This window comes from Halanaerobacter jeridensis (assembly GCF_016908315.1).
In the GTDB taxonomy this organism is placed as follows: domain Bacteria; phylum Bacillota; class Halanaerobiia; order Halobacteroidales; family Halobacteroidaceae; genus Halanaerobacter; species Halanaerobacter jeridensis.
This window is the reverse complement of sequence record NZ_JAFBDQ010000012.1, coordinates 46755-64550: the sequence shown is the minus strand read 5'-3', so window position 1 is coordinate 64550 and position 17796 is coordinate 46755. Positions and strand designations below refer to the sequence as shown.

The window sequence follows — 17796 nt, the reverse complement described above, 5'->3', positions numbered from 1 at the left end:
TAGAAATAAAAAAATAGCTCCAATCAAATTTGAAGCTATTTTTCTTCTACTTTTATCTGGTCAGCAAAAGCAATATATTCTTTTATCTGTTGTGCTTTATCTTTAGGTTCAGGATAAGACCAAGCTACATTTTCTACAGAAGTGCGCTGTGCAACTAAATTATAATATTCAGCTCTACCTTTCCAAGGACAAATTGTCTCTTTATCACTAGAAACTAAGTATTCTTTTTTTACATCACCAGGTGGAAAATAGTGATTACCTTCTACTACAATACAATCACTACTTTCAGCGACTATTAATCCCCGCCAAATAGCCTGTTCCGTCATATTTTCCCTCCTCAAAATTATTTTTATATTCTAAAAAGTGCAGCATACTATCTCTAGGTACTGGCTTAGAATAATAATACCCCTGTAATCTCTCACATTCATTTTCTTTTAAAAATTTAATTTGCTCATATTCTTCTACTCCTTCAGCAGTTACTGTTAAATTTAAAGCATGAGCTAAATTAATAACTGCTTTCGAAATAGATACTTTCTCTTCATCTGCAGGAATATCCATAATGAAAGACCGATCTATCTTCAACTCATCTAGCGGATAAGTACTTAAGTAATTTAAAGACGAATAGCCAGTTCCAAAATCATCAACTGAGATATTAATTCCTCTTTCTTTTAACTGCATCAAAGTTTCAATACTCTGGTCTATATCTTCCATAATTATACTTTCAGTTATTTCTAAAGTTAAATAATGAGGAGCCAAACCACTCTGATCCAAAGCATTATCTACTTTATCAATTAATTCTTTATCTTTAAACTGTCGCGGTGATAGGTTAACTGCTATCTCTAAATCCATGCCTGTTTTTTCTTGCATAAATTTTGTCTCACAGCAAGCACGCTGTAAAACCCAATTCCCAATTTCTAATATTAGTCCTGTTCTTTCAGCCAAAGGAATAAATTGTCCTGGAGAAACTAGCCCTAATTCATCATTATCCCATCTAATTAAGGCCTCAACCCCATCAACGGTATTTTCTTGAATATCAATTTGTGGTTGATAATAAAGAATAAATTCTTTTCTATCTAGGGCCCGACGTAATTTAGCTTCTAGCTCTAGTTCTTGCAAAAATGATTCATTCATTTCTTGGGAGAAAAATCTATAGTTATTTTTGCCTGCCTGTTTAACCTTATGCATAGCTACTTCAGCATTCTTAATTAACTGTTCTACTTCAGTACTATCCTGGGGATAAAGTGAAACTCCCATACTGACACTGACAAATACTTCTTTACCTTGGTCACAAAATGGATCAGGATAAACAGTAAATGGCTCTTTAAATTCATCCATGATATCTTCTAGTATTTGATTTAATCTAGTGATATCGTTCATACCATTAATCAAAATCCCAAATTGATCGCCACTTAAACGGGCCAAAGTATCACTCTCAGTAATACATTCCTCCAATTTATTAGCCGTATCAGTCAACAATTTATCTCCTGCCTGATGACCAAAAGTATCATTAATCTTCTTGAAATCATCAATATCTGCGAATAAAACCGCAATCAGCTCATCAGCCTCTTTGGCCTTAATAATTAATCTCTCTAAGCGGTCAATAAACAAATTACGATTAGGTAATCCTGATAACAAATCATAATTAACCAATTGTTCAATATGTTTATTAGCCTGCTTTAAGCCCGTTATATCCTGACCGTAAAGATACACACACTCATGTTTAGTATAGGCAGCAAAAGAAAAGAGATAAATTTCTTCTCCTAATTGCACAGTAATTTCTCTACTACCATTAGTAGCTAGTACTTCATCCACTATTTCTTGATATTCTTTAGGAACCTTGTCATTTTTAGAGACCCCTAATTCCTGCATTAGTTCTCGACTAGCCTGATTAGCATATAAAATAGTACCATCATGATCTAACTGTATTACTGGATTAGGACTTTTATCCGGTAAAGCAGCTAAAATCTCAGTTTTAGTTTTAACTTTTTGCCGTTCTTTAGATTTAATTAGGCAAACCTCAATTATTTCTCCTTCTTCTTCTTTAATTAAATTAAATTTCAAATCAACTTTTTTCTTTTGTTGATTAATATTTATAGTAACCTTTTCTAATTTTTCATTATGATTATCAACAATAACTTTTTTTAATATTTCTTCCACTTTTATTTGTTCGCTTTCACTAAAAAAGGAAAAAAAACTATCTCCTAGTATATCAGCAGTAGGGACTGCAAGTAATTCCCCTACTCCAGTCCCAACTCCTATAATATCTCCGCTTTTATTAATTAAGATTCTATAATTATCTATATCTTCTATTAAAACAATTTCTTCCATAGTAATACCACCCCTAATTACATAAATAGTACCCATTATCAATTTAATAATTCTTAATTTACCAAATATAATTATATATTACTATGGTTATATTTCAACAAAAAATTTAATTTCCCTTTTATTTTGACATTTTTCTACTTTTTATCCTCTCAACATTCCTTGGATTATAACGTCACTCGCTTCTTCTTCGTCTAATCCACGGGCCAAAAGAGTCTGTAATTGGGTACTATCAATACTACCAATTGCTGCTTCATGGGTCACTTTTGCTTCTGGGTGGCGAACATCAACTACTGGTACCGCACGAGCATGAGCATTATCTTTAATAACCTCAGTACAGTCAACATGTCCCTGTGCTCCCGGAGCATAAGCAGTCATTTCATTTAAAATATCTGCTTTGGCTTCATCTTGAAGAGCTATTCTAGTCTCTAACAATCCTCGGGCATTAGCCCCTTTTAATTCCGCATTCTCTTCAATCTTTATTTCATCATCTTCATAACCGCTTATTTTAGCAATCATTTCTACTTTAGAATCAGCACCTATTTCACTTTCATAAGAGATATCAATCAATCCCGCTCGTCCTTCAAATAAATTAAAGATCGTTTTCAATAAACTATTCTCCTGCATCACAATATCAGTATTAGCAATTACTTCAACTCCACCATTACTACCGTGATCATGCACTTCACGATAGATATATTCGCTATTATCTCCTACCTTGATTTCAGCATCCATCTTATGAGTTACATCTTTAGCATTAGGGAACACACAATGGGCTAAAATTTCTACAGCAGCATTATCCTCTACTGTAATATCCATATCTATTTGCTGTAATCCTTCTTCAGGCAGTACTCCAAAACAGAGGTGCACTGGTTTTTCAATCTGCTGACCTTCTTCAATTACTATTTTAGCTTTAACCAAGTTCTCTTCCGTATCCACATCAACTGTCAATCCCTCTACTAAATGAGAACCTACTACTTCATCTTCTTCAATCACCAAATGAGCTACATCACTATTGGAAAAAATATCTTTATCGCCGCCAGCATTATCATAAGCATCTACCATTTGTTGATAATCATTTTGTGCCATTATCTTCCACCTCCACTAAACATTCAGTATCTTCACAAGGTAAACAGTCATCTCTAAAATAATCTGCTATCCGCTGCGGTTCTCCTCGTCTAATTATCTCTCCTTCACAAATCAAAGCGGCTTCATCAGCTAAATCTAACATCTCATCAGAGTGAGTAATTAAGACTACCCCAGTTCCTTGCTCTTTAAAATCATTAATAACATCACTAATATTATTTAAAGCTACTACATCTACACCAGAATCAGGTTCATCTAAAATCACTAAATCAGGCTCCATTAACAAAATTGAAGCTAATTCAATCCGTTTTCTTTCCCCTCCACTTAAAGTCTCATCTACTCTTCGATCTAAATATTTGCGCGGATTAATCGCTACTTCATTTAAAGCCCACTGCAATTTTTCTTCTGTTACTTCTTTTTCTTGTCCCTCTAATCCCAGTGATAAAAACTTTCTGACTGTAACCCCCTCAAAGCGAGCTGGCTCCTGCCACGCTAAAGTCATTCCTTTTTGCGCTCTAGATTGAGTAGACCAATCAGTTATCTCCTCATCTTTAAATAAAACTTGTCCATTACTCGGACTATAACCTTCTAAACCCATTAAAGTATAAGCTAAAGAACTCTTCCCACAGCCATTGGGACCAATTAAAGCACATACATATCCCGAATCTACTTCCAAAGTCAAATCATCAAGTATTTTCTTATTGTCTAACACTAAATCTAAGTTTTTTATTTGTAGTAATTGATCAGACACTTTTATCACTCCCCTTTATTTAATTCCTTCCGACACCAACAAATCCTCCAACATCTGTACTCCATAATCTGCTGTTAAGGCCAGCAATGCCGTGGGAATTGCTCCTGACAACATCAACTTAGTATCTAAAAAACTAATTCCAGTAAAAATCTGTTCTCCTAAACCTCCTGCTCCTACTAAAGCTCCTAAAGCAGCAGTACCAATATTAATTACTAAAGCCATTCTAACCCCTGTTAGAATTACTGTTAAAGCATTCGGCAATTCTACTTCCCACAAAATGCGCCAATTTGGAAGTCCCATGCCGCGCGCAGCATCTAGCAAATCATCACTTACAGCATCTAAGCCCGCCAAAGTGTTACGAGCAATTGGCAGCACAGTATAAATCGTTAAAGCAAAAATAGCTGGTTTGATACCTATTCCCAAGACACTCATCGTCAACGCTAATACTGCTAGAGAAGGTATAGTTTGGCCTAAACCAACAATATACATTACAACCCCCTGATACTTCTTTAATCCAGGGCGACTGAGAATAATTCCAATACTAATTCCTAAAGCAGAAGCTAAACCCATTGAAATAGCTACTAATAATAAATGCTGTTGGAGTAATTTCAACAATTGGCTAGCATTTTCTATCATATATTTCGTTAATCCACTCCAATAGGAGTAAATCAGCAGCACAGCAATTAAAAGTATTAAAGCTCCCCGATATATCCGAGCAGTCTGTTTAGTCATGTTGTTGGCCCTCCTTTAATCCAGCTGGAGTAACCAAATATTCAACACCATAAAGTAAAGCTTCAACTACAATTGCTAATAAAGCAACTAATAAAGCCCCAGCCATAATCTGTTCTTCATAAACTTGGTCAATCCCGCGTTGAATGAATTTACCTAAACCACCTGCTCCTACATAAACAGCAATAGTCACAATTCCAATATTCATCACTATTGCTATTCGCAGTCCGGCTATGATGACTGGTAAAGCTAACGGTAGCTCTACTTCAATTAAGCGCCGCCAGGTGGAAAGCCCAATTCCTTTAGCAGAATCTACTACAGCAGGATCAATATTTTGAATAGCAGTATAAGTATTACGAATAATTGGCAATTGCGAATAAAGAATTAACGCAATCACTACTGGCACGGTTCCTAAACCAGCATTAAAGATTGATAGTAAAGGCAGCATAATACCAAATAAAGCAATACTAGGAATAGTCATAATAATATTGGCTACATTAATTACTACTGGGGCCCAATCTTCTTTAGTTGAAATCAAAATCCCTAATGGAATCCCAATTGCAGCAGCTAAACTAGTCGCTACTAAGACAATAAATAAATGTTCCCCGGCTAGTACTAAAGCTTGATGCCAGTTATTAATCAGAAATTCAATCATGCTTTTTTCAACTCCTGATGCTCCCGTCGGTAATTTTTGCTCAAATAGTCCTGCAAATCAGCAAATTTAACAACCCCTACTAAAGCCCCTTCTTCTACTACACATAAAGTAGTCACTTCATTAGTTACCATCACATTCAATGCTTCTTTAAGGGTATCCTGCGGATGTAAAACAGTATATAAATCTCGAATATAATCATCAATTACTGCTTCAGCAGCATAATCATCAACTAAATCTTGATGACTGACATAGCCTAATGGTTTTTGGTCTCGGTTACAGATTAAAAGATATTCATTATTCTTTTTTCTAAACCAAGTTAAAGCATCTTGAACTGCTAAACCTTTATACTTATATTCTACCTCATGCATTATTTCTGTAACCTGTACCAAATCTAAAGCCTTCATAGCCCGTTCAGTACCAACAAAATCTTGGACAAAGTCATTAGCTGGTTCCAGCAAAATTTCTTCTGGAGTACCAAATTGTACTACTTGACCGTTATTAATTAAAGCTATTTTATCGCCCATCTTTAAAGCTTCTTGAATATCATGACTAACAAATATAATCGTCTTTTGCAATTTATCCTGCAGATGCAGAAACTGATCTTGAATTTCTTTGCGATTGATAGGGTCAATAGCTCCAAATGGTTCATCCATTAACAACAACTCTGGGTCTGCTGCTAAAGCTCTAGCAACACCCACTCGCTGTCTTTGGCCCCCTGATAATTGGGCTGGATAACGGTCTTTAAATAAATCAGCATCTAAATTCATCATTTCTAATAATTCCTGCACTCTTTTTTCAATTCTCTCGGCTGACCAGCCAATTATTTTAGGAACCATTCCTATATTTTCAGCAATAGTTTTATTAGGGAATAACCCTATTTCCTGAATCACATACCCAATTTTCTGCCGTAGTTTAACTTCATCTTGTTCTAATATATTTTGCCCATTAATTAAAATTTGACCCGCAGTTAAATCTTCTAGGCGGTTAGTTAGACGTAATAAAGTCGTTTTCCCACAACCAGAAGGACCAAGTAAAACTACTAACTCGCCAGATTCCACTTGCAAAGACAAATCATCAACTGCTTTAATCAATGCTCCATTATCTTGGTATTCTTTAACTACATTTTGATATTCAATCACTGTTTTGGCCCCCGATCTAAATTAAGCCTTGTTTTTTCAACCATTCTTTAGCCACTTGATAAGCTTCTTGGTGTTCAATAGCTACTTTAGCATTTAACTTCTGTACTTCAGCTGTAGTTAATTTTTTAGTTAACGGCTTTAATATCTTTTCTATTTCAGGATATTCTTCTAAAACTTCTTTTCTAATTACAGGTGCTGGATTATAAACTGGAAAAAAGTTTTGGTCATCTTTCAAATTAACAAAACCAAACGCTTTAATGCGCCCATCAGTTGAGTATCCCATCCCTGCATCTATCTTGCCCTCTTTAAGAGCTTTATAAACAATCCCAGCTGACATTTTCTTAATATCACCAAACTCTAAATTATAACTCTTCATTAGCGCCTGTAAACCATCAGGACGTTGATAAAATTCAGAATCCGTCCCAAATGTAAGACCTAACTCTTTAGCTTTAGCTGCTAAATCAGATAATGATTGAATATTCCATTGTTTAGCATCTTCTTCTCTCAACATCACAGTATAAGTGTTGTTATATGTAATTCTATCTAGCCAAAGCAAATTTTGCTCCTTATCTTTCTTCTTCACCCACTCATAAACTTTCTCAGGATTAGTCATAACCTCTTTGTTAGAAGCTTTATGATAGACAGTATAAGCAGTGCCGGTATACTCATAATAAAGATCTACTTCACCAGTTTCCAAAGCCTTACGAGCCAAAACTGATTTAACTCCTAACTTAGTTTTAACTTTAAATCCTTCTTCTTCTAATAATACTTTAGCCAAATTTGCTAAAACATAAGCCTCAGTTCCTGCTTTACCCCCGATTTTAACAGTCTTTTCTCCTGCATCATTACTTCCACCACAACCTGTTACTACTGAACCAATCAACATTACGATTAATAATAACAAACTAAGCTTTTTCATTTTTTCTCACTCCTTTTTTTCTTTTTACTCTTCACTGTTTTTTCTCTTCACTCATCACTTCTTACTCTTTACTTCTTACTCATTACTTCTTTTTCCTTACTATATAATTATTACGCATATTTTTATTTTCTCCTGCTAATAATAATCATTATTTTTAATTAATATTAATTGCTAAAATTAAAACCGTATGCTCAACACATACGGTTACTATTACTAATTACTATTTTGGTTTAAACGCTGCATAACTTCCATCTGATAACAACTATGAATCCGGCTTAATACCGTTCGACCTTGGTCATCAGTAGCATCTAATTTAGCTCCTGCTTTCATTAACTTCATCATTAATTCCTCCTGCCCTTTCTCAGCAGCCCAAATTAATGGTGTCCTACCTTCTTTATCTTTAATGTTAACTTCTACTTCTGAATTAATCAGTTCTTTGGCCCGAGTTAAATCTTCTGCTTTAATTGCTTCAATCAATTCCTGCCCTGTTTCTCTCTTCTTTTTATTTATCGAAACCCTAATTAAATCTGTCAATAATTCAACAATAAAATGAAAAACATCTAATTCTTGCTCTAAATTAAAATTAGCTTCTTCACTTAAATAATTATTTAGAATTTCTAAATTGAATTCTTCTTGATCATAATCAATTCCTAAACCATTCATTTTATCAACTATCGTTTTACATAATTGATTATTATTATTAATTAATTTGTCTAATTCTATTAAACCACTAACTAACGGCATATCAACAACATCATATTTATTGTATTCAGACTGAGCAATATTAGAAGTGAATTGAACGCATAATTCTGAATTATTGTTTAAATATTTATAAAAATCCTTAATCTTAAATGCTTGGTGAGGGTTTAAATCTAACTCCTGCAATTGTAATTTAATTAATAATAAATCTTTTTCTTCTATTTTTTCTTCATACTGTTCCCATAACTTAAAAACTAAATTGATTACAGTTTCTACTTCTGTAGCACAAGATTGATTCATAACATAGAGCTCATTTTCAATTATATTTATCCGCTTAGAAAAATACGATATTAATTGCTGTTTCAGATTAGAATTTAATCCTTCCCCCTGTAGATAGTTTAATTTATTAATTAACTTAATGAGAAAATTATAAGTCCAAAAATTATCTTTATCTGCTGTTTCTAATAAATCATAGACTATATATTTGATTTCTCCTGCTTCTAACTTATCGCAACTAAGCTGTTCCTTAAAAATATCTTGAAATACTTCTGCAACTATTTCTGAGGAATAATCAGTGCTTAATAACAAATTAATAGCCTTTAAGATTAACTGCTCTATTTCTGAGCGACTTTTCAATTCAAATTGTAAATTTATTCTTTTATCAATCTGCTTCAATTCTGCTGCTGAAAATTTATGTTGGCAAGAATTTTTTTCTAACATACTACCGCTCCCTTTTCTCTATTAAAAATTTATATTTTATAAATCCGTAACTATCTTTATAGGTTGTGATTTTATGGTTTTATTATTTTCTCTTCACTCTTTTATATCACATGATTTCATATTAGCGCTTATTTTTATTTGTTATTAGATAGACTTGGCAATGCCAAGTCTATACTTTTCTTTCTTGTTTTTTCTTTATACTCATTATTACTCTTTATTATTTTCTGTTTTCTCTTTACTCTTCACTAGTTACTGATTTTTACTGTCTTTTCTATTTTCTCTTCACTCATTACTCTTTACTGTTCTAATCGCTTATTATTTATATTTAGACATTACCCTTTTAATTTCCTGTTTATTTTACTTTTTTTAATAGTTTTTTATTTCTTTTTTCTTTTTAGTTAAAAATTCTATTTCTGCAGCATTAAAATCATATAACTGATAGACTAATTGATCTATCTCTTCTTGTAAATCAATGATTTTTTCTTGAATTTTACTTTTACTTTCCTGAATCTCTTCCCAATAGTCAACAATTGTCTGAACTCGACTCACCTCTTGATAACCCGGGATTTCAATTTCTAATACTCTATCTACTAAAGCAGAATTAGAATTATTATTTATTTCTTCTAACTGCTCTGTAGTTAATGATTCTAAATAAAATTTAAGATATTTTCTTAATTGATTATTAAGTACTTCAAATTCAAATAATCTATAATAACCTGTACTAGATTTAGCACTATAAAGCTCTACTTTTTCTTCTTTTAGAACAACCTTTATATCACGCACTATCTTAGCTTGTCCATGATAATCAACTTCAAATACTTTGCTATCATCTATAATTTCTTTTAAAGTAGATCTAGTAGTTAAATTAACTTTATTTTTTATTTCAGCAAATGTAATAGCTTGATATTCTATTAATTTTTCTTTCTTAAGCTCTATTTGTTCTACTAAATCAATAAAGATCTGCTGTTGCTCTAAACTAATTACTTTAATCGGTACTTCAGTTAACGGCTTTTGGTATAATTCTAATAAGTTCCCCTTTTTCTTCCCTTTATAATAAAACCACAAATAATACAGGGTAGAATTCAACAAAGCCAAGATATATTTCAATTTAACTCCCGGCTGGGGCTGGGTAATATAATAAACATCAGCACTAGCATACCAAGAATCTTCAGTATAAGCGAAAGTATTGATTTTGCTTCGCTGCGGCACAACTAATTTTGGCTCTTCAAATATTTCTTTACTACGCGGCCACTGTAATTCCCACCACTTAATTCTATCTGCTGCTACTTCTCGTCGCGATTCAAGAATAGCACGAAAAGGCCTTAAATGATCTTTTAGAGCAGTAGTTAATTTTGAAGTACCCTGCTTCAAATATAAGATATACTCGCCTTTGTTCTCCTGCTGACACCAATATTGTTTAATGTCTGAATTTTTAAACCACGGTTTCAACACTTCCTGCTTATCTTGAGATAGATTTAATTCCTCTACTTCAGCAGCAGTTAAAACAAAAATCCCACTTCCTTTAACTTGCTGTGGCAGATCATATCCTTTAATATGGCGGTTAGAAACTCGATCACAACCACTTACAATACCTTGATTGACATTACACAAAGTCCCTAACTCTTCACTTTTTTCTGCTACAACAGTTAAAAAGTCATCAATTTTATCTACTTCTAAGCGTAAATATTTTTCTGGCCCTTGATATAATTTTTCCTGCGGCACTGTATAATAATTACTTTGCTCGTCAGTTTCTGCTAGTATTTGCAGTAATGTTTCTTCATCAGCATCTCCTTCACGATAAGTAACTATATTTTCAGCTACAGCACTTGCCTGATTACTACTATCTTTTTGCAAAATAGTTATCAAATTGTGCTGCCCAATAGCAGCAGGAAATAATCTTAAATTATTAAAATTAATTAACTTTTTAATCACACCCCGCTGCTGTAAATCTTCTCTTAATTGATAACCTCCAGTAGCAGTCAAATAATAATTAGTAGTAATTAAAGCAACTGTTCCCTGCTCACAGACAATATCTAATCCTAAGTGAAAGAAGAAATAAAACAAATCCATCTTCCCACTATAAAATTGACCTAAAGAATACTTTTTAATTTCTCTAAAGATTTCCTTATTGCCCTTTTCACCAACATAAGGTGGATTAGAAATTACAATATTAAAGCCACCCTGCTTAAAAACTTTAGGAAAATAATCAACTAAGGAAAACACCTTTCCTAACTTTTCTTCTTTCAATTGCTCATATCTCTGCTTATATTTTTTACGTTCTCTTAAAGTAGATTGCTGATAATAATCATTGCGGGCAGCTTTTAATTCAGTATCCTGCTGCTCTAAATTACGTTCAATTTTCAAAAGAGGATTGGATTCTATAATTTGATATTTTAAGTCACCTAAGAACTTCTTTTCAGCAGCAGTCCATAACCATAATCTTAATTTAGTTATTTCTACAGCTCCCCTATCAATATCTAAACAATAAAGAGAATCTTTAACTGTATTAACTTTCAATTCTTGGCTCATTACTTGATCGCCAATTAAATAAATAACTATTTCTTTAATTCTAAATAATTCTTTAGCTATTCCTAAGGCAAAAGCACCTGAACCTACTGCTGGATCACAAACTTTAATTTCGCTCAAAGATTTATAAATTTGCGGCAGCAGGCTCTTGTCAATATTAGCAAGCTCTCTCTCTCTAACTAAATTCTTAACTTGTTGATAATCCAATTCAGGAATTTGACTTAACAGATGCTCAATAATACTTTGCTGACTCATATAATGCACAACTTGTTTAGGAGTATAAAATACTCCATTTGTCTTACGCTGATTTGCCCCCAATAATTCTTCATGCACATCAGCTAATATTTCAGGGCCAATTGTTAAAACTTTGGCCCAAGGTTCATCTTCTGTTATAGATAAATCATAGTCATTTAATAACTCCCATACTTCTTTTACTAATTCAATCTTTTGGGGCAAAATTATCTTATTCTGATCTTTGATAAAAAGATCTAGTATCTCTAATTGAGCTAGGTCAACTAACTTTTTTTGCTCAGAAGTTTCTAAATGATCCCTAAACTTTACTTCAAGTAATTCTTTCTTAGTTAGGATATAAAATAAAATTAATTTACTCAATAACTTTTCTGCTAATTCAGCTAGGTTTGAGCTCAACTCTTCTTTTAGACCTGCACCTAATGATAAAGTTAATTTATCTTCTAATAGTTGATGATACTCTTTACAATCAGCTACAAATTTTTTTCTCAAAGCGGTACCAAAATCCCTTGTCAACTCTTGCAAATCTTTATTTTTTAGTGACTGTTGTAATTCATCCCAGTTAGCCCCGCTCATATTAGGACCTACAGGAATAGAATAACAATTTAATAAATAAGGACTTAATTCAGTTCTATGTACTATAGTCCAATACCAATCTTGTTGCTGGGGATTAAAAAAAGCAACTAGCCCTTGTTTTAACTGATGTTCAGCTAAATAATCAGCCACTAGTTTCCGCAATTTAAAATTCCACTTCAGTTCCGTAGTTGTTTCTAAAACTAAAACTACATTTTGCTCATCTTCAGCCTTTAATCTTAGAAATGAATTAACATTCTGCTCTGCAAAATCAATTTCTTCTCTTGCTATAGGTGACTCATATATTTCAGCTATTAATTCTTCTAAGTTATCTAAATCAAATTTAGTACTAAAAGTAGATTTCAACAATTCCTTCCGCATACAAATTGCAACTCCTTTTCTATATATAAAGTGCCACTTTCGGGATTAAGATAAAATGATTTCTTCACTTATAAATCTAGTTTGATTCGTCTAAATTTGTATAATAAAAAATAATTTAGTTTTGACGAACAGGAAGTTTTAATGTCCCGAATATCACAGGACGTGATTGTTATGAGGGACGAATTAAATTTGAAATTAAACTCCCAAAATCATTTTTTATTATACTTCATTAAGACTTATTGACAAACTAGATTTGAAGTCGCTGCGAAACAATTTTATCTTAATCCAAGGCAGCTTTACTTAAAGTGTGGAGGCAGAGATATACCATTTTGGGATTGCTTATTTTTTGATTGTGCCTTTTGGTTTTAATTTTAATTTATCTAATAATTAGTCAAAATCAAAAACTTACAATTAAAACAGAACTATCTTGATAAGACAGTCCCTGCTCCCGCTATTAAATTAAAACTATCATTAGATGGCTGAGCAAGTTTTTCGTAGTGGCATTAAATTTAGTATGTTAATGAGTCTTAATGAAGTGAAAGTGAAATCAATTTTGTATTACTTAATTTCCAATTTAAATTAAGTGAAATTGATTTTACTTGAACGAATTTTAGACGAATCATCCTAAATTTCTGAACGAAGAAATGATTGCTCAGCCATCTAGAAGTTACACTTTATATAGATATTATATTATCTGAGCTAAAATTAAGCAAATATCTTAGCTACATCATTTATCATCCCACGCTTGATCATCATATAAATCTACATACAACTTCCCATTAGTTCCTAAAGCAGCAAAAGTAACTTTTTTACTATCCGTTATATTACGTTTATCTAATTCTTTACTTAACCACTCTTCTGATAAATTGTTTGCTGCTAAATTACTTTTTAGAACTTGGCCTTCTAAAATCAATGTTGTAGATAACCCTTCATAATTAGTTTCTAAACCCAAGTCGCGAGGAGTTACTGGTCGATATTGTGATTTCAACTGCACACTCAGTTCTCCATTAGGTTCTAATAAAGCAAATTCAATTTTAGACAAATTAAAGATTTGTTCTTGGCGCAATTGTTCCAATAAATAATCATAAGAATAGTTTAATTGATGCATCTTTTCTTCTCTGATTTTACCATTCTCGATTAATACTGTTGCCTCTCCTGCTATTTTTTTACGCCAAAATTTAGATTTAATTGCCCCATAAGAAGCCAATTTTATAATTATTGTAATTAATACCATAGCCAATAGAAAATCCATAATTTCTATTTTGGTATTAAAAGCTAAGTTACCAGCTAAAGTACCTAAAGTTACTATTGCAATATAATCAAAATAAGTCAACTTGGCTAAACTTCTTTTACTTAATAATTTAGTAAAGATAAATAAAAAGAACAGAGCTAAAAACACACGAAAGGTAATCATTATTCCATTATTCAAGTAACCACCTCAAATCAAAAATATTATATGTTAATTTATCAGTCTTTCTCATTAATAAGTTCAGTATGAACTCCTTTAATTATTGTGCTATTAAGCTAATACTATTATTCATTCTTTCAAAAAAATGAAATCCGCCAGGTAGGTTAAACCTGGCGGTAAAGGGGTTTTCAAACAGGTATTACATCAAATACAACTTAAAATTCTCCATTAAATCCTTTAATATATAGTTCTTTCAATTCACTAATTAACGGATAACGTGGATTTGCAGCCGTACATTGATCATCAAAAGCTAATTCTGACATATGATCAAGTTCTTTATAGAAATCATGTTCAGAAACTCCAGCTTCTTTGATGCTATTAGGTAAATCTAATTCATTTTGTAACTCATCAATAGCATCAATTAAAAGTTTAGTCTTCTCTTCATCACTATTCCCACCTAATCCTAAGTGTTCAGCAATTTTAGCATATCTTCTCTTAGCTAACGGATACTTATACTGTGGGAATGATGCCTGTTTTTGTGGTACATTACTTGAATTATATTTAATTACAGGTTTAATCAACAGTGAATTAGCTAAACCATGCGGTAAGTGGAACGTTGAACCTAATTTATGTGCCATCGAGTGACAGATACCTAAGAAAGCATTAGCAAAAGCCATTCCCGCTGTTGTGGCAGCATAATGAATCTTTTCTCTTGCTTTTCTATCATCGGCACCATTTTTATAAGATCGAGGCAGATACTTAAAGATTAAGCGAATTGCTTCTAAAGCTAATCCTTTAGTATATTCATTTGATAAGACTGATACATAAGCCTCAATTGCATGAGTTAAAGCATCAATTCCAGAATAAGCAGTCAATTTCGGCGGCATACTTAATACTAAATCAGGATCAACAATTGCCATATTAGGAGTTAATTCATAATCAGCAATTGGATATTTTATCCCTGTCTCATCATCAGTGACTACTGCAAATGGCGTTACTTCTGATCCAGTTCCTGAAGTAGTAGGTATTGCTACCATTTCTGCTTTATTTCCTAGCTCTGGGAATTTATAAATTCTTTTTCTAATATCCATAAAAGTCATTGATAATTCTTTGAATTTAGCTTCTGGGTGCTCATACAATAACCACATGATTTTGGCAGCATCCATTGGAGATCCGCCACCTAAAGCAATAATTAAATCTGGTTCATAAGATCTCATCTTTTCTAAAGCTTTATTAACTGTAGATAGTGTCGGATCCGGCTTGACATCAGAGAAAACTCTAAAGTCTACATCGTTTTTATCTAATTCATCAGTAATTCTCTCAGCATAACCTAAATCATATAAATCCTCGTCAGTTACAATAAATGCTTTTTCTTTATCATCTAATTCTTTTAAAGCAATTGGTAAGGATCCATATTTGAAATAGATATCTTCTGGTACTTTAAACCACAACATATTCTCTTTTCGTTCCGCAGTTGTCTTAATATTCATTAGATGTTTAACCCCCACATTTTCACTGACTGAATTCCCACCCCAAGAACCACAACCTAAGGTTAGAGATGGTTCTAATTTAAAGTTATAAATATCACCAATTGCTCCTTGAGATGAAGGCATATTAACTAGAATTCTTCCTGTTTTCATTTCAGTATCAAAGTAATCTATTCTATCTTCATTAACTCTATCTGTATATAAAACTGAAGTATGACCCATGCCACCAAATTCAACTAAATCTGTAGCATTATCGACTGCTGAATAAAAATCTTCAGCTCGATAAAGAGCCAACGTTGGTGACAATTTCTCATAAGAGAATGGTTCCTCTTCTCCTACTTCTTCAACTTCAGCAATTAAGACTTTAGTTTCTTCTGGTACTTCTAACCCAGCTAAATTAGCAATCTTTGCTGCTGGCTGTCCTACTACTTCTGAATTAATATGACCATCTTGTAATAAAATATCATCTACTTTCTCTTTTTCAGCAGGTGATAAAACATATGCTCCACGACTAATAAATTCTTGCTTGACCTCTTCATAAACTTCATCAACTACAGTTACTGACTGTTCCGAAGCACAAATAACACCATTATCGAAAGTTTTACTCATTAAAATTGAGCTAACAGCCATTTTCAGATGCGCTGTTTCATCAATTACAGCTGGAGTATTACCTGCACCTACTCCAATTGCTGGCTTTCCAGATGAATAAGCCTGCTTGACCATACCTGGTCCTCCTGTAGCTAAAATCATAGCTACCTTCTGATGCTGCATTAACATCTGTGACATTTCAATTGACGGCTCATCAATCCAGCCGATAATATTTTCAGGTGCCCCAGCCTCTACTGCTGCTTCCAAAACAGTTTTAGCAGCTTCAATTGTACATTCAGTAGCATTCGGATGAGGAGAGAAAATAATTGCATTTCTTGTTTTAAGCGAAATCAACGACTTGAAAATAGTTGTGGAAGTAGGATTAGTAACAGGTACAATCCCAGCTAAAACTCCTATTGGTTCAGCAATCTTTTTAACTCCATAAGATTCATCCTCTTCTATTACACCACAAGTTTTACTGTCACGATACTCATTATAAATATACTCTGCAGAAAAGTGATTTTTAATCACCTTATCTTCTACTACTCCCATTTCAGTATCTTCTACTGCCAATTTAGCCAAATCAATACGCTTGTCATTTGCAGCAACAGATGCTTTTCTAAAAATTTCATCCACTTCTTCCTGCGAATATTCAGCGAATTCTCTCTGTGCCTCTTCTACTTCTGTAATTAATTCTTCTAATTCTTCAGTGTTAGTCACTTTTTTAATTGACATTTTGATTCCCCCTTATAGACTTATTAATCTTAATATTGACTTAAATATCATCTTTTAAACTACTTAATTATTACTTTGTTATTTTTTTCACTTAACCACTAAAAAAATAGTTAATATTATATCAAAGATATTAGTATTATAGATTGGATCTAATTACTATAATTTTATAGATAACTATTAATTTAGGGTTTTATAGCTAATATGAAGTCCTCTCTTTCTCAATCTTCGTTATTATTATAACAAATATTTTAACAGCGTCAAGAAATTTATTAGTTTTTTGTTAAAAAAATATCTAATTAAACTACCTGCTTGATCAATTAAGACCAAGCAGGTAGTTTAATTTCTTAATTTTTTACCATTCCATTCCTCCAGTAAATAATACTAAAATAAGTATCAAAAATATCCACATTATGTTGCCGCCGCCATGATCTTCATAGCTATAATCCATTATAATCCCCCTCTCTAACTTAAAATGACTACATTATAATATATAAATTAAATAATCAAATTGTTAAAGGAAAAATATGGTGGGTGGAGGAATCAATTAACGAATTAACAACAACCTGCATAGTATAAAGTAAACCTATAAAACAAAGGGGGCATAATTAATGGGAGACTTATTTGGTGGATGTGGAGATAGCTGTGTTTATATCATCTTCTTAATTTTGATTCTATTAGTCTTAGGTGGAGGTTATGATTGTTAACTTAGCCACCTAACTCTAAAGCAGCCAGGAACCTGGCTGCTTTACTCATTAGAGATGAATGGTTTAGAGTTCTGTTTAACAAAATAGATTAAACTTTCATAGTATAGAAATAAAAATACTGT

12 protein-coding genes are annotated in these 17796 nt (G+C 32.6%); all 12 read right to left on the bottom strand.

Annotation, left to right across the window (positions count from 1 at the left end; genetic code table 11):
* Window positions 1-35: 35 nt before the first annotated feature.
* A complete protein-coding gene (locus tag JOC47_RS11225) occupies window positions 36-326 on the bottom strand; it encodes a DUF427 domain-containing protein (RefSeq protein ID WP_204702169.1) in 291 nt (96 codons plus the stop codon).
* Window positions 286-2328 carry an EAL domain-containing protein gene (locus JOC47_RS11220; protein ID WP_204702168.1) on the bottom strand — a complete coding sequence of 681 codons (2043 nt, stop codon included), beginning with the start codon at window positions 2326-2328 and terminating at the stop codon, window positions 286-288. Before JOC47_RS11220 ends, JOC47_RS11225 begins: the two co-directional genes overlap by 41 nt.
* Before the next feature lie 141 nt (window positions 2329-2469).
* Window positions 2470-3414, bottom strand: coding sequence for a SufB/SufD family protein (locus tag JOC47_RS11215; protein WP_204702167.1), 945 nt, complete (start codon window positions 3412-3414; stop codon window positions 2470-2472).
* Window positions 3401-4162: an ATP-binding cassette domain-containing protein gene (locus JOC47_RS11210; protein WP_204702166.1), complete on the bottom strand. Its 762-nt coding sequence runs from the start codon at window positions 4160-4162 to the stop codon at window positions 3401-3403. The genes JOC47_RS11215 and JOC47_RS11210 overlap by 14 nt, the downstream gene beginning before the upstream one ends.
* A gap of 15 nt (window positions 4163-4177) precedes the next feature.
* Complete coding sequence (locus JOC47_RS11205; protein ID WP_204702165.1) at window positions 4178-4894, bottom strand: ABC transporter permease; 717 nt, start codon at window positions 4892-4894, stop codon at window positions 4178-4180.
* Window positions 4887-5546, bottom strand: a complete 660-nt coding sequence (locus JOC47_RS11200; RefSeq protein ID WP_204702164.1) for an ABC transporter permease — start codon at window positions 5544-5546, stop codon at window positions 4887-4889. Before JOC47_RS11200 ends, JOC47_RS11205 begins: the two co-directional genes overlap by 8 nt.
* Window positions 5543-6685 carry a betaine/proline/choline family ABC transporter ATP-binding protein gene (locus tag JOC47_RS11195; protein WP_204702163.1) on the bottom strand — a complete coding sequence of 381 codons (1143 nt, stop codon included), beginning with the start codon at window positions 6683-6685 and terminating at the stop codon, window positions 5543-5545. Before JOC47_RS11195 ends, JOC47_RS11200 begins: the two co-directional genes overlap by 4 nt.
* Before the next feature lie 16 nt (window positions 6686-6701).
* Window positions 6702-7604 (bottom strand): ABC transporter substrate-binding protein, encoded by a 903-nt coding sequence (locus JOC47_RS11190; RefSeq protein ID WP_204702162.1) that lies wholly within the window; start codon window positions 7602-7604, stop codon window positions 6702-6704.
* A 213-nt stretch (window positions 7605-7817) separates the two neighbouring features.
* Window positions 7818-9023 (bottom strand): ankyrin repeat domain-containing protein, encoded by a 1206-nt coding sequence (locus JOC47_RS11185; RefSeq protein WP_204702161.1) that lies wholly within the window; start codon window positions 9021-9023, stop codon window positions 7818-7820.
* A 366-nt stretch (window positions 9024-9389) separates the two neighbouring features.
* Entirely contained in the window at window positions 9390-12752 is a 3363-nt protein-coding gene (locus JOC47_RS11180; RefSeq protein WP_204702160.1) for an Eco57I restriction-modification methylase domain-containing protein, read from the bottom strand.
* A 727-nt stretch (window positions 12753-13479) separates the two neighbouring features.
* Complete coding sequence (locus tag JOC47_RS11175) at window positions 13480-14181, bottom strand: DUF421 domain-containing protein (protein WP_204702159.1); 702 nt, start codon at window positions 14179-14181, stop codon at window positions 13480-13482.
* Window positions 14182-14375: 194 nt separating this feature from the next.
* A complete protein-coding gene (gene adhE, locus JOC47_RS11170) occupies window positions 14376-16970 on the bottom strand; it encodes a bifunctional acetaldehyde-CoA/alcohol dehydrogenase (protein ID WP_204702158.1) in 2595 nt (864 codons plus the stop codon).
* Window positions 16971-17796: the final 826 nt, after the last annotated feature.

Bases quoted from the DNA above. Each gene is read 5' to 3' on its own strand.
- JOC47_RS11225 (WP_204702169.1), bottom strand. From the start codon at position 326: ATGACGGAACAGGCTATTTGGCGGGGATTAATAGTCGCTGAAAGTAGT.
- JOC47_RS11220 (WP_204702168.1), bottom strand. From the start codon at position 2,328: ATGGAAGAAATTGTTTTAATAGAAGATATAGATAATTATAGAATCTTA.
- JOC47_RS11215 (WP_204702167.1), bottom strand. From the start codon at position 3,414: ATGGCACAAAATGATTATCAACAAATGGTAGATGCTTATGATAATGCT.
- JOC47_RS11205 (WP_204702165.1), bottom strand. From the start codon at position 4,894: ATGACTAAACAGACTGCTCGGATATATCGGGGAGCTTTAATACTTTTA.
- JOC47_RS11200 (WP_204702164.1), bottom strand. From the start codon at position 5,546: ATGATTGAATTTCTGATTAATAACTGGCATCAAGCTTTAGTACTAGCC.
- JOC47_RS11190 (WP_204702162.1), bottom strand. From the start codon at position 7,604: ATGAAAAAGCTTAGTTTGTTATTATTAATCGTAATGTTGATTGGTTCA.
- JOC47_RS11185 (WP_204702161.1), bottom strand. From the start codon at position 9,023: ATGTTAGAAAAAAATTCTTGCCAACATAAATTTTCAGCAGCAGAATTG.
- JOC47_RS11180 (WP_204702160.1), bottom strand. From the start codon at position 12,752: ATGCGGAAGGAATTGTTGAAATCTACTTTTAGTACTAAATTTGATTTA.
- adhE (WP_204702158.1), bottom strand. From the start codon at position 16,970: ATGTCAATTAAAAAAGTGACTAACACTGAAGAATTAGAAGAATTAATT.